This is a genomic window from Bradyrhizobium genosp. L, from assembly GCF_015624485.1.
Taxonomy (GTDB): domain Bacteria; phylum Pseudomonadota; class Alphaproteobacteria; order Rhizobiales; family Xanthobacteraceae; genus Bradyrhizobium.
On the sequence record NZ_CP061378.1, the window covers coordinates 4,162,874 to 4,176,017 of the forward strand.

15 protein-coding genes are annotated in these 13,144 nt (G+C 65.5%); 9 read left to right on the top strand and 6 right to left on the bottom strand.

The genetic code is table 11. From position 1 onward, the window contains the following. Positions 1-51: 51 nt before the first annotated feature. A complete protein-coding gene (locus IC762_RS19645) occupies positions 52-402 on the bottom strand; it encodes a hypothetical protein (RefSeq protein WP_195783914.1) in 351 nt (116 codons plus the stop codon). A gap of 250 nt (positions 403-652) precedes the next feature. On the opposite strand from IC762_RS19645, the gene IC762_RS19650 reads away from it, so the two are divergent. Further along, positions 653-1,255 carry an arsinothricin resistance N-acetyltransferase ArsN1 family B gene (locus tag IC762_RS19650; RefSeq protein WP_210338382.1) on the top strand — a complete coding sequence of 201 codons (603 nt, stop codon included), beginning with the start codon at positions 653-655 and terminating at the stop codon, positions 1,253-1,255. Between the two features lie 36 nt (positions 1,256-1,291). On the opposite strand, the gene IC762_RS19655 is transcribed toward IC762_RS19650, so the two are convergent. From IC762_RS19655 to IC762_RS19665, 3 genes are read right to left on the bottom strand one after another with little or no spacing between them, the layout of a single operon-like run. After that, complete coding sequence (locus tag IC762_RS19655; RefSeq protein WP_195783915.1) at positions 1,292-2,464, bottom strand: MFS transporter; 1,173 nt, start codon at positions 2,462-2,464, stop codon at positions 1,292-1,294. Further along, positions 2,464-3,834, bottom strand: a complete 1,371-nt coding sequence (locus tag IC762_RS19660; protein WP_195783916.1) for an NAD(P)-binding domain-containing protein — start codon at positions 3,832-3,834, stop codon at positions 2,464-2,466. Before IC762_RS19660 ends, IC762_RS19655 begins: the two co-directional genes overlap by 1 nt. 48 nt (positions 3,835-3,882) lie before the next feature. Then, positions 3,883-4,200 (bottom strand): ArsR/SmtB family transcription factor, encoded by a 318-nt coding sequence (locus IC762_RS19665; protein ID WP_195783917.1) that lies wholly within the window; start codon positions 4,198-4,200, stop codon positions 3,883-3,885. 121 nt (positions 4,201-4,321) lie between these two features. Here IC762_RS19665 and IC762_RS19670 point away from each other — a divergent pair, with 121 nt between their 5' ends. The 8 genes from IC762_RS19670 to IC762_RS19705 all read left to right on the top strand — a co-directional run bounded on the left by IC762_RS19670 (position 4,322) and on the right by IC762_RS19705 (position 9,982). Further along, positions 4,322-4,684: an ArsR/SmtB family transcription factor gene (locus IC762_RS19670; RefSeq protein WP_195783918.1), complete on the top strand. Its 363-nt coding sequence runs from the start codon at positions 4,322-4,324 to the stop codon at positions 4,682-4,684. 28 nt (positions 4,685-4,712) lie between these two features. Then, positions 4,713-5,414 (top strand): aquaporin, encoded by a 702-nt coding sequence (locus IC762_RS19675; protein WP_195790199.1) that lies wholly within the window; start codon positions 4,713-4,715, stop codon positions 5,412-5,414. Then, positions 5,411-5,812 (top strand): arsenate reductase (glutaredoxin), encoded by a 402-nt coding sequence (gene arsC / locus IC762_RS19680; protein WP_195783919.1) that lies wholly within the window; start codon positions 5,411-5,413, stop codon positions 5,810-5,812. The genes IC762_RS19675 and arsC overlap by 4 nt, the downstream gene beginning before the upstream one ends. A 374-nt stretch (positions 5,813-6,186) precedes the next feature. Then, entirely contained in the window at positions 6,187-6,813 is a 627-nt protein-coding gene (locus IC762_RS19685; RefSeq protein ID WP_195783920.1) for an HAD family hydrolase, read from the top strand. Positions 6,814-6,825: 12 nt separating this feature from the next. Next, entirely contained in the window at positions 6,826-8,037 is a 1,212-nt protein-coding gene (locus IC762_RS19690) for a molybdopterin molybdotransferase MoeA (RefSeq protein ID WP_195783921.1), read from the top strand. Between the two features lie 210 nt (positions 8,038-8,247). Beyond that, on the top strand, positions 8,248-8,949 hold the full coding sequence (lexA, locus tag IC762_RS19695) for a transcriptional repressor LexA (RefSeq protein WP_195783922.1): 702 nt from the start codon (positions 8,248-8,250) through the stop codon (positions 8,947-8,949). Positions 8,950-9,188: 239 nt separating this feature from the next. Continuing rightward, positions 9,189-9,617, top strand: coding sequence for a hypothetical protein (locus IC762_RS19700; RefSeq protein ID WP_195783923.1), 429 nt, complete (start codon positions 9,189-9,191; stop codon positions 9,615-9,617). 146 nt (positions 9,618-9,763) lie between these two features. After that, complete coding sequence (locus tag IC762_RS19705) at positions 9,764-9,982, top strand: hypothetical protein (RefSeq protein ID WP_195783924.1); 219 nt, start codon at positions 9,764-9,766, stop codon at positions 9,980-9,982. Here the strand turns inward: IC762_RS19705 and IC762_RS19710 are convergent. Together IC762_RS19710 and IC762_RS19715 are read right to left on the bottom strand one after the other, a co-directional pair. Next, positions 9,979-12,258: a ComEC/Rec2 family competence protein gene (locus tag IC762_RS19710; protein ID WP_195783925.1), complete on the bottom strand. Its 2,280-nt coding sequence runs from the start codon at positions 12,256-12,258 to the stop codon at positions 9,979-9,981. The two genes, IC762_RS19705 and IC762_RS19710, sit on opposite strands and share 4 nt — an antisense overlap. A gap of 98 nt (positions 12,259-12,356) precedes the next feature. Continuing rightward, a complete protein-coding gene (locus IC762_RS19715; protein WP_195783926.1) occupies positions 12,357-12,743 on the bottom strand; it encodes a YybH family protein in 387 nt (128 codons plus the stop codon). Between the last annotated feature and the right edge of the window lie 401 nt (positions 12,744-13,144).

Sequence of the window (13,144 nt, forward strand, 5' to 3'; positions counted from 1 at the left end):
TGCTATCGTCCGACCCGTGGCGCCCGCAGGCTGCCGAAGACCAGCCTGTGCTCAATAGCCGCAATCCGCGTAGTGCCGGCTGGCGAGCCTGTATTGCGCGCCCACCGCGACGAAGTCGACGTCGACGCACTGATTGCCGCGCCGGAATTCGCCAAGGCCGTCGCAGCGCAGATATTCGAGATTGATCCGCCAGCGCCGCTCATGCGGATTGTAGGTCGCGAAATCATGCTGGGCGGCCGGCGCCGACTTGCAGATGCCCGCGATGTAGCTCTGCACCTCCGGCGGCAGGCCGCTGATGTGACGCGGATCCCAGGGATCGTGTTTGTTCATCGAGCCGGCAAAAGCCTGTGGCGCGGTACAGACGAGCAAGCAGACAATGAGCGACCAGGTTCGGATGGCCATGTGACACCCCTCGGCGAGGCTTGTGTCGGGGCAGACGCGAGCCGCAGTAGCGCTCGCGTGTGCGATGATGCCGATACGCTACAGCACGGCACTTACGTGAAACTGACGGGACGATCGCAGCAGGTTCGGTTTCTGGCCGTCGCAGTGCACCACGGACGCTCGATGAAAACGCTAACGCGTACCCTGCAGCCGCCGTTTACTGAGGATAGTTGAAATGATACTGCTTCGGATATTCGTCTAGGGGTTGTCGATGCCCAATCAGGACATGCACGCGCTGGAATGGGCGATACGGACCGCGCGCACTACCGACGCTCACGATATCCACGCGATCTACGCGCCGATCGTGACTACGACAGCGATTTCATTCGAGATTGAGCCGCCGTCTGTCGCTCAACTCGAAGACCGCATTCGGGGTACGCTGACGAGGTTTCCTTATCTTGTTTGCGTTACGGACGAGAAGGTGCTCGGGTTCGCGTATGCTGGAGCTCACCGCGAGCGGGCCGCTTATCGATGGTCCGTCGACGTGACGGTCTATGTCGGCGAAGAGGCCCGGAGAAGCGGTGTCGGGCGATCGCTCTACGGCAGCTTGATTCGAATATTGCAGCGCCAGCGTTTCCATGCCGCGTTCGCCGGGATTACGCTTCCCAATGAAGGCAGCGTTTCTCTTCACAAGTCGCTCGGATTTCAGCTTCTCGGAATCTACGAAGAGGTCGGCTTCAAGTTCGGACGCTGGCACAGCGTCAGTTGGTGGCGGCGTGCCCTTAGTGACGGCCAGACAGTTGCCGAACCCATCTCATTCGAAGCGTTGCGGGATGAACTACCCAATCTCTTCCGGACGGATACGATGAGCTGACGGCGCGCGGACGAGCATCCTGACGATAACTGCGTGCTATTCCGCGAGCACGGGTGCTCTCGGCGAGTTTGTTCGCGGCAGCATCGCCAAGGCGATCAGGGCCGAAAGACTGAGACCGGCCGACACCACGACCACCGCCCTGCCCAGCGGCTCGATCAAGAGCCCGAAGGCCAGCGGCGCAACCGCTTGGCAGATTCGGGATGGCGCCCCGATCAGCCCGAGACGGTACGCGTAATTCTCCGAGCCGAAGATTGCGAGCGGCAGCGTTCCGCGCGCGATGGTCAGGATGCCGTTGCCGGCACCGTGCAGCAGAGCGAACGCCGCCGCTGCGCCGCCGCCAAAGATGCCGATCACGCACGCCCCGATCGGATGGGTGATGCAGGCAAGCCGCGTCGAGAGCAGCGGATGGAAACGGCTCAGAAGACCCGCTTCGAGAATCCGCGCCCCGACCTGGGCCGGACCGATCATCATGCCGGCAAAGATGGCTTGCGCGGGCGTCGCTCCAAAGGCTTCCACGATCCGCGGCAGATGCGCCGCCATCGCGGACGTCACGGTCCAGGCGGCGGCGAATGCGAAGGAAAGCACCACCATCGTCCGATCGATCGGAATGTGCGGCTTCCTGGGCGGGCCTTCGGCCGACGCCAGCCGCTCCGTGCGCGGCAACAACAGATTGAGCGGCAGCCCGATGACGAGATGCGCGATCGCCCAGGCGTAGCAGGTCTCCCGCCAGCCGATCGTTCCGAGGCCGAGTGAGCTCAGCGGCCAGCCAACCGTGCTGGCGAAGCCGGCAATCAACGTGATTCCGGTGATCGAGGCGCGGGCATCGCTGCCGTAGATCCGCCCGAGCGTCCCGAACGCGGCGTCGTAGAGCCCAAGCCCCATCCCGACGCCGAGCAGCAGCCATGCTGCCGACATCGTCCACACCGAGCCGGCCGCGCCGAGCAGCGCCAGTCCCGCCGCGAGCACGATGTTCGAAGCGCAGAGCACCTGCCGCCCTCCGACCCGATCGATCTGGCGCCCGACGCGCGGCCCGAGCAATCCGGAGACCACGAGCGATGCCGAGAACGCCGCAAAGAACCAGTTGCTGGAAATCCCGAGGTCGCGCGCGATCGGATCGGCGAGGATCGCGGGCAGATAGTAGCTCGACGCCCAGGCCAGGGTCTGGGCGGAGCCAAGCGCCGCCACGATCGTAAGTCGGTTGCGATCCATCAGGCGCAGCCGCAACCGCCGCGTCCAGCCGATTTTGCCGACGCATCCTCCGCACAGCATGCGTTTGCTTCGGTCGGCGCAGGACCACCACAGCAGCCGCCCGCGGCCTCACCGCCCTCGACGCCTCCCCGGGTGCAGACGCCGGTCTCGGGCAGCTCCAGCTCGACACGCTCGGCGGCTTCACGGTCTCCCGCGATGTCGGCGGCGATCGAGCGCACCTGCTCATAACCGGTGATCATCAGGAAGGTCGGCGCGCGGCCGTAGCTCTTGATGCCAGCAAGGTAGAAGCCGGGATCGTCCTGAACCAGCTCGCGCGCCCCGTGCGGCCGTACCGTTCCACAGGAATGCTCATTCGGATCGATCAACGGGGCCAACGCCACCGGCGCTTCGATTGCCGGATCGAGCCGCAAACGAATCTCGCCCAGGAACGACAGATCGGAACGGAAGCCGGTCGCGACAATCAGCTCATCGACGACGATGCTGCGCGCGCAGCACGCGGTAGACGTCGCGATCCTGAGGCGCCCCTCGGCCTGGCTCAGCGCAGCGACCGGAAATCCCGCCTCCACCTGAACGCGGCCTGACGCGACGAGCGACGCGAAGTGAGCGCCCAATTCGCCGCGGGCTGCAAGCTTGTCGTTCGCTCCGCCGCCGAAGGCCTTCGCCGGATTGGTCCCGCGGAGCAGCCAGATCGGCCGCGTGCCCGGCGCCTCATGTGCGAGCCTCGTCAAATCGGTCAGCGTGCCGATCGCGGAGTGCCCTGCTCCCAGCACGGCAACGGCCTTGCCGGCATATCGGCTCCGATCCTTGCCGAGCACGTCAGGCATGCCATAGGCGATGTTGTCCCTCGCTTCGCGCTCGCCGATGGCGGTGAGCCCGTTTGCGCCGGCAGGGTTCGGCGAGGTCCACGTTCCCGAGCAGTCGATGACGGCGTCCGCGCGCAGCGTCTGCGGACCCTTGCCGTTCTGGCAGCGAATTTCGAATGGCGCCTCGTCGCGGCCCCTGGTCTTGGCCTTGTCAAAGCCGGCGCGGGCGACCGCCGTGACGCGGCACGATGTGCGGATTGCGTCCCTCAGCGGCGTCCGGGTCGCGAGCGGGATGAGATAGTGATCCAGCAGCTCACCGCCGGTCGGATAGACATGCGGATCCGGTCGGTTCCAGCCGATGCCGGCAAGCAGCCGCTCGGCCGCACGGTCCACATTGTATTCCCAGGGCGAGAACAGCTGCACATGCTGCCATTGCCGCACGGCGTCTCCGGCTTCGCGCCCGGCCTCCAGCACGACCGGTGTCATGCCGCGCTCCATCACATGCGCCGCCGCGGCAAGGCCGACGGGTCCTGCCCCGATGATCGCGACCGTCTTCCCAGCGCTCATCCCTTTTCTCCTGTCTTTCTAGAATTATCGAATAATTGGCCGGAAAAATCAGGCGGCCGTCTGCGCCGGACTGCATCGCGCTTCCTCGACGCAGCACTCCGCCACCAGGAAATCGACCAAGCCCTGCATCGTGTCGTATTCGGCGTGGCAAACCAGCGTCGTCCCCTCGCGCTTCTGCGAAATCAGCCCTACGGACACCAGCGCCTTGACGTGGTGCGATAGTGTCGACGCCGGGATTTTCAGCCTTTCCTGCAGGCGCCCGACGGGCATGCCCGCGTGCCCGGCACGAACCAGCGCCCGGTAGATCTTGAGCCTGGTCGTATTACCGAGGGCTTCCAGTTGCGCCGCTGCATCGTCGATCTTCATGAGGCAAACATTCGCTCGCGGCGTCCCCGTGTCAATCGATATTTCTAGTATTTTCGAAATAACCACGGCCGTCCCGATTCGAGAATTGACTCGAGCTTATCATTTCCATAAATCTGGATATATGGAAACCGAACAAGCCGTTCTCGCCCTGGCCGCCCTCTCCCAGTCGACCCGCCTGGAGGCGTTTCGGACGCTCGTCAGACGCGAGCCCGATGGTCTCGCCGCCGGCGATCTCGCCCGGCTGCTGGAGGTGCCGCAGAACACCCTTTCCGCACATCTGTCGATCCTTACGCGCGCCCGCCTCGTCACGTCCGAGCGACGAAGCCGATCGATCGTCTATCGCGCCAACCTGACCGAATTTCGCGACGTCGCGATGTTCCTGCTCCGGGATTGTTGCGATGGCCGGCCGGAGGTCTGCGCACCGGTCGTCGAAAGCCTGCAACCGTGCTGTCCTCCGAAGCGAAAGGAGCGAAGCCGTGTCTGACCAAGGTGGGAGCACAACTTCATCGCCGATGCACGGCTTCGATCTCTCGCGGCGTCTTGCTGCCGAAGCGCTTGGCACCGGCATGCTCGTCGCCACGGTGGTGGGGTCCGGCATCATGGCCGAAACCTTGACCAGAGATGTCGCGCTCGCGCTTCTCTGCAACACGCTGCCGACCGGGGCCATTCTGGTCGTCCTCATCACCGTGTTCGGTCCGATCTCGGGCGCCCACTTCAACCCGGCCGTCACGCTGGTCTTCACGGCAAGGCGCGAGTTGCCGGTGAACGAAGCGGTGTCCTACATCGTCGCGCAGGTGGCAGGTGGTGCCCTCGGCACGATGGCGGCGCACGTGATGTTTGCACATCCCCTGATCGATCTGTCGATGAAGGTCAGGACCGGCGGTGCGCAATGGTGCGCGGAAGCGATGGCGGCCTTTGGTCTCATCGCAGTCATTCTGGCCGGCATCCGCTTCCAGCGAGCGGCTGTCCCGTGGCTGGTCGGCCTCTACATCACGGCAGCCTACTGGTTCACAGCGTCAACGTCGTTTGCCAATCCGGCGGTCGCAATCGCTCGCTCCCTGACCAACACCTTTTCCGGCATTCGTCCCGCAGACCTTCCCGGGTTCATTCTCGCCGAACTCGGTGGGGCCATCGCCGGCATGCTGCTGATGAACTGGCTGCTCGGGCATTCCGAGATGCACCGCCCCGTTGCCGTCGTGGAGACACAACCATGAGCGTCACGATCTATCACAATCCGGATTGCGGCACCTCGCGCAATACGCTGGCGATGATCCGACAGAGCGGCGTCGAACCCGTCGTCATCGAATACCTCAAGACGCCCCCTTCGCGTGAAAAGCTCCGGGAGCTGATCGCGGCGATGGAAATTTCGGTGCGCGCTGTGCTGCGTGAAAAGGGTACGCCGTACAACGCGCTGGGTCTTGACGATCCAAAATGGACGGACGACGAACTGCTCGACGCGATGATGGCGCATCCCATCCTGATCAACCGGCCGATCGTGGTCACGCCGAAAGGCGTGCGCCTATGCCGGCCGTCGGAAGCCGTCATCGATTTGTTGGACGCGCCCGTCGGGCGGTTCGTCAAGGAGGACGGCGAAATCGTCGAAGCGCGCTGAGGCACGTTGCTTCGTTTTTCGTAATTTTGTCTTGACGCATCGTCCAACTCAGGCGGGGCGACCCAGTACCCCGCGGCCTCTCGGCTCAAGCGCTTCTGTCTCTGGAATATTGGATCACCCGTACGCGCAGGTGACGACACCGCGGTGGTGGATAGTGAATTGAGAACCATCCCATCGTCGTCCTGGCGAAAGCCAGGACCCATTACCCCAATTGCACGTTGTTGCGCGATGCGCGAGGCCACGACCACAACCACAATGCAATTCAGTGGTTATGGGTCCTGGCTTTCGCCAGGACGACGCGAGAATGACGAGCCGCCATCACAAAATTCGCAGCCATTGCCCCCTGCCCGCAATTTTCGTAAACCGTCCGTGCAATGACATCCTCCCTCTCCCCGAATTCCGTCGACGTGCTGCTGTTCGACATCGGCCGCGTCGTGATCGACATCAGCTTCGACAAAGTGATGGCGAGCTGGGCTGGCCATGCCGGCTGCGCGCCTGCCGAGCTCGCGCAGCGCTTCGTCGTCAACGACAGCTTCAAGCATCACGAGATCGGGCGCATCGACGATGCGGCGTTCTTCGAGAACCTGCGCGCGTCGCTCGGCATCACGCTGACCGACGCCCAGTTCCTCGAAGGCTGGAATGCGATCTTCACCGGCGCGATGCCGGGGATCGCGCCGCTGCTCGCGAGCGCCGCGAAGCGGATGCCGCTGTACGCCTTCTCCAACACCAACCCGGCCCATGTCGCGCATTTCTCGGTCGCCTATGCCGACCTGCTCAGTCACTTCCACACCGTGTTCCTGTCCTCGAGCATCGGGTTCCGGAAGCCCGACGCCGCGGCCTATGATCATGTGGTAAAGGAGATCGGCGTGCCGGCGTCGCGGATCCTGTTCTTCGACGATACGGCCGCCAACATCGAGGGGGCGCGGGCGCGCGGCCTTCATGCCGTCCACGTGACATCGACGGATGACGTGGCGAGGGCGCTTGCCGAATTGGGAATGTGAGGAGGCCTGCCCGTGGCCCTGATGCCGGTTGCCGATGCCCTATCAGCCATTCTCGCCGGCGCCGATCCGCTGGCGGAAGAGATGGTCGCGCTCGATGCCGCCCATGACCGCACCCTGGCACGCGACACAGCGGCCCGGCGTACCCAGCCGCCGCAGCCGATGTCGGCGATGGACGGCTATGCGGTGCGCGCGGCCGATGCGGCCGATCTGTCCGCTCGCCTGAAGGTGATCGGCGAAGTCGCGGCCGGCCGGCCGTTCGCGCGCAGCCTCAGTGCGGGCGAAGCGGTGCGGATCTTCACCGGCGGCGTGATCCCCGACGGCGCCGATGCGGTCATCATCCAGGAAGACACGGCCATCGACGGCGACCACATCACCATCACCGAGGCCGCGACCAGGGGACGGCACATCCGCCCCGCCGGCGTCGACTTCAACGCCGGCGACGTGCTGCTCGCGGCAGGCCAGCGGCTCTCCGACCGCGCGCTGTCGCTGGCCGCCGCCATGAATTATCCGGAACTCGCGGTGCACCGCCGCCCCAAGGTCGCGTTGCTCGCAACCGGCGACGAGCTGGTGATGCCGGGCTCGGAGCCTGGTCCCGGCCAGATCGTCTATTCCAACGGCTATGCGCTGCGGGCGCTGGCGCGCCGCGAGGGCGCCGAAACCATCGATCTCGGGATCGCGGCCGATACCGTGGCGGCGACCACCGCCGGCATCCGCCGTGCACGCGAGGTCGACGCCGATATCCTGGTCACGACCGGCGGAGCATCGGTCGGCGACCATGATCTGGTCAAGCAGTCGCTGGAGGCCGAGGGCGTCGCCATGGCGTTCTGGCGGATCGCAATGCGGCCCGGCAAGCCGATGATGCATGGCCGGCTCGGCACCATGCGGGTGATCGGCCTGCCCGGCAATCCGGTGTCGTCCTATGTCTGCGCCTACCTGTTTCTGGTGCCTTTGATTCGGGCTTTGAGCGGCCGCAAGGTGATTCATCACACTCGCGCGCGCGCCTTGCTCGGCCGCGATCTCGCCGCCAACGACCAGCGCGAGGACTATCTGCGCGCGCGTCTGGAAGAGCGCGACCACGGCACGCTGATCGCAACGCCGGTGATGCAGCAGGACAGCTCGCTGCTGGGAAATCTCGCTGCGGCACGGGCACTTCTGATCCGTCCGCCATTCGCGCCGGCGGCTCTCAAAGGCAGCGCATGCGATATCCTGACACTGCCGGAATGACCCCGCGCGGCAGCGTCGGGTGAGCGCGTTCACCTGAAATTAAGTGGTTGCAGAACATGTATCGAACATATAGTGTCCGTTCATGATTTGTTTCGAGTACTGGTGTCACCAAATGGGAGTCCCTCGTCGCTGGCGCGCATCGTGCTCGCAAGATCGGGGCTCCTGAGGTCTCGGAATCGAACGACGCACTCAACCGGGGGAATACTCGAGATGCTCACGCGCAAACAGTACGAACTTCTGCGTTTCATCAATGAACGTCTGAAAGAGGCCGGCGTGCCCCCCTCCTTCGACGAGATGAAGGATGCGCTCGACCTGCGCTCGAAGTCCGGTATCCACCGCCTCATCACCGCGCTGGAAGAGCGCGGCTTCATCCGCCGGCTGCCGAACCGCGCCCGCGCCATCGAGGTGATCAAGCTCCCCGAATTGGCCGCCGGTGGCGGCAACGGCCGCCGCGGCTTCACGCCGAGCGTCATCGAGGGCACGCTCGGCAAGCGCGCCTCCGCCCCCGTGATCGAGGACGACGGCAACCGCCCGGTCGCCGTCCCGGTGATGGGCCGGATCGCGGCCGGTACCCCGATCGAGGCGCTGCAGACCCGCAGCCACACCATCAGCGTACCGCCCGACATGCTCGGCACCGGCGAGCACTACGCGCTCGAGGTGCGCGGCGACTCGATGGTCGAGGCCGGTATTCTCGACGGCGACATGGCGCTGATCCAGCGCAACGACACCGCCAACACCGGCGACATCGTGGTGGCCTTGATCGACGAGGAGGAAGCCACCCTGAAGCGCTTCCGCCGCCGCGGTGCATCGATCGCGCTGGAGCCGGCCAACACCGCCTATGAAGTGCGCATCCTGCCGCCGAACCGGGTTCGCATCCAGGGCAAGCTGATCGGGCTCTATCGCAAATACTGAGGCCGCGAAGGAACGCGCGACACATCCGACCGTTGCTTGGCAGATAGCGCGACGTGTGAGCTTGCCAGATGCGCCCCGATACCTCTCGTGCGTAGCGCGTTTGTGATCGGGCCGCTCTGCAGCCAGTCGTACAATCGCCAAGAAACGGGGAAACACTCGTTCGCTATCGTCCACTCTGGTAGAGGCCTGCGCCTCAAGGGGAGGCTTTGGGTCGCTACCTCGAACCGAGGAGCCATCCGATGTGTGACTATAGCCTGCACGCGGTGCAATCGCGTCCCGCCGTCGTCGGAGAGACGCTTGTCACCACGACCTTCCGCGGCACGTCGACCCGCGGCTTTGCCTCCGAAAGCGATCTCGCGGTTGCGGTCTGCATGTTGCCCGGCACCGAGCTCGCCTTCACCGAGAACGTCCGCTACGACAGCCGCTGGATCTGGACCAAGACGATCGGCTTCCGTGTCGGCGTGTTCAACGAGATCGAGCCCGATGTGCCGGATCGCCATCACGACGCGGTCGAATTCCCCGACGGCAACCGCGTGCTGGTGACCCAGCTCGTCGAGGGACAGCGCGTCACGGTGCTGCAACTGCCGGCGCTGCCTCAACAGATCGAGCAGAAGCCCAAGGTCGCAGAGCGGCGGCCCTCCGCATTCGCATCGCTGTTTTTGGGTTGAACGCATCGCAGCCGCAGGACGACCATTCCCGCGGCGGGTGACCAAAGCAATTTCAAGCGGCCCCGGACTTCGGGTTCCGGGCCGCGGCCTGAGGAATTGCGTCTGACGACGCGTTGGCGCATCATCGCGCACGGAGGGCGTGCGCGGTGGTCGACAAGGTCACGTGGCAAAAGGCTGGACGCGTCACCGAACCGGGCCGCTACATGTTCCGGTTCGGCTGGCTGACGATCACCGCCGACGACCTCAAGGTCTGGCAGCAGTTTCCCGAAGCCGCCTTCACCCTGGTCAAGAAGCCCGACGCCGGCCCCGATTCCGACGAGTACCATCTCGGCCTGTTCGAGCTGCCCCCGCCCGGCCAGACTTAATCGTCGCCTTGCAGATCGGTCTCGGCGGGTGTCGCATCGACGGGACGGGACGGCTTGTCAGGCGTGCGCAGCAGCGCCTCGCTGTCACCTTCACCGGGAACCGCCGGCGACCAGGGCCGGTCGATGCCACCGGGTTTGACCGCATCGATGGCGAAGCCGCCGCTGACGCGGCGCAGCGTCAGCGCGCCGTGGCGGCGTAGCCGCTCGGCATCGATCACCGAGGCCGCGCAGCCCTGCGGCGCGGGGTGGGCCATGACGATCAGCGCCGCCCGCTCGCAATCGTCGGCCAGCGCATCGGGCCGGTTCGCCAGCGCGACGAAACTGCCGGCGCCAGGAGTGACGCAGCCGCTGGAATCGCAGGAAACGCTCTCGCCGAGCGACGGATCCGCGGCGAAGCGCGCGTCGGCATCGGCCGCGAGCCACTCCTTGACCAAAAAGGCATCCTTCGCGCTGTGCATAAGATGCAGCCGCCCGTCGCCGCCGCGCACCGCGACATTGCGGCCATCGGCGGAGACCAGCACATCCGGCTGCGGCACCCGCACCGCCCAGACCGTCGCCACCACGAGCAGCATCGCACCCGACCAGCGCAGCGGCGTCCGCAACAGCCCGAGCAGGACGAGCCCCGCGCTGGCCAGGATCATCGGTCCGGTGCCGAACGCCGCCATCCGTCCGACCGCGCCCGGCAGTGCGGCGACCCATTGCGTCACCACGATCATCCAGTCGATGCCAATGCCCATGATCGCCCAGAACACGCCGTCGAACCCGAACGGCATTGCGGCAAGCCCGAGCAGGCCCGCGGGCATCACGACCGCCGAGACCACCGGCATCGCCGCCAGGTTGGCGAGCAGTCCGTAGGGCGTGATGCGATGGAAATGGAACGCGGCATAGGGCGTCGTCGCCAGCCCCGCCACCAGCGAGGCCAGCACCAGCACGATGAGCTCACGCCCGCCCCACAGCGCGATCCGCGCGGTCACCGAATGGTCCGGCGACGCAAACAGGCTCGGCATCCCGATCTGCACCAACGCCACCAGCCCGAGCGTCGCGGCGAACGACATCTGAAAGCTCGGATGCACCAGCGCTTCCGGCGCAATCGCCAGCACGATCAGCGCCGCCACCGCCAGCGTTCGGAAGGTGATGGCGCGGCGATCGACCATGACGGCGATCAGCACCACTGCCGTCATGAAGAAGGATCGCTGCGTCGCGACCTCCGCGCCCGACAGCAACAGATAGAACGCGGCAGCGAACAGCGCCGCCCCGGCCGCCCATTTCTTGATCGGCTGTCCGGCCGTGAACGCCGGAAACAGCGCGAGCAGCGCGCGGATCGTGAAGAACACCACGCCGGCGACGACAGCCATGTGATAGCCGGAGATCGACAGCACATGGCCGAGCCCGGAGATGAACATCGCGTCGTTGACCGGCGTCGTGATCGCATCGCGCCGGCCGGTGAGCAGCGCGGTCGCGATCGCGCGCTGGTCGCCGTCGAGCGTGGTGCGGATCCGCGCATCGATGGCGTCGCGCAGGCCCTGCATGACGGCCGCATAGCGCAGCGCAAGGCCGCCACTCGCCGGCGGCTGCTTCGTCCTGACCGCGCCCATCGCGAAGCCGGAGGCGCCGATGCCCTGGAAATAAAGGTCGCGACCGAAATCATAGGAGCCGGGTCGCTGCGGCCCGAGCGGCGGCATCAACCGCGCCTTCAATTCGACGAAGCTGCCGACCTCGGGCGCGGTGCCCTTCTTCACCGAAAGCCGCACGCGCTCGAGCTTCGTCAAGTCGCGCGGGCTCTCCATCGAGACCACGCGCAGCACGAAGCGATCGGTCTTCTCCCTGATGTCGCGGGTCTCGACGAAGCCGGTCAGCGTCACCGAGAACATCGGCCGCGCCAGCACGCCATGCGCGATCCGCGCCGTCTTCCAGGTCGCGGTCGCAAAACCCGCCGCGACCGCCGCCAGCATCACGAGCGCGGGAAACATCCTGTGCCGCCGCAGCAGGAAGGCCAGCGCACAGAGCGCGACCGCGGCGACGGCCGCGGGCAACAACATCGGCTCATGCTCGGCCGCGAAGTAGAACGCGATGCCGGTGCCGAACGCCACCGGCACCCAGGGCAACAGCCGCCCGGCCCCCGCCTCGGCGCGCACCCATTGCCGCAACCGCTCGACCAGCGGCGGCCAAATACTGGCGCGCGTCGGGATATAGCCGCCGACTGGCGCAGCCGCCCGCGGCGGCCACGTCCCCGCGTAGCCGCGCTTGCCGCCCGGCGTCGTGCCCTGCTCCGCCATTCCGCTTGCGATCCCTGCCGGGCCGCAAAGCTAGCGGTGCCGCAGTCACCCGGCTAGCGGAACACAACCGGAACGGTTGGTGGCGGCGGTCGACCCGCCTAGATCAGCGGCGTCTGCGACGACACGTGATGGCAGGCGATCTTCCAGTCGCCATCCTCGCGCGCGATCACCCAGGTGATCTTGACCACCAGCGCCGGCGCGTCGCCGTCGAGGACAAACGATGTGACGGCCGCCATGTTGACGAGATCGGCGTTGACCTGCTCGGTCCTGACCTCGCTGAACTGGACGCGTGGCGCGCGCCAGCGCGGCAGGCCGTTGCAATAGGCCTTCACCCCATCGCGGCCGCGATACAGCGACGGGTTCGAGCCGAAGAAGAACGCGTGCTTCGAATAGAGCGCGGCAAGCGCATCCGCGTCGAGCCTGCTGAAGCCCGCGGACCATCTTGCGATGATGGCGGAGACGATGTCGTCGGCTTCGCTTGGCATCACCCGGCCCCCGGTGAGCCTTCGCTTTCTGGATTTCCAGAACTCGATGCTCCGCTGGCTACAACAGGGACACCACCGAGAAATGGCGCCAAACCTTCTGGACAATAGCGGATTAGGTTTTCCATATTTTCCTTAACGGTGGGATTGTCGTGATGCTCTGCATACCAACGTTTTGCGGCCGCTATCATCTCACCGCAAAATTGCGCGAGATCAAACATAGCAGCCTTCTTGCCCGTCGCTTGGTCTACGATACTTAGCGCATGTATGCTTGCGAACGTGTTTGGCAGAGTGAATACGACATTTGTTGCCCCAAACTTGTCGTGACCGGCCATATTGGCCCTGTGAACCACGCCGCCGCGCAAGCGATAGCACGACTGCCCCTCGAGACCTAAGGCTGGCTC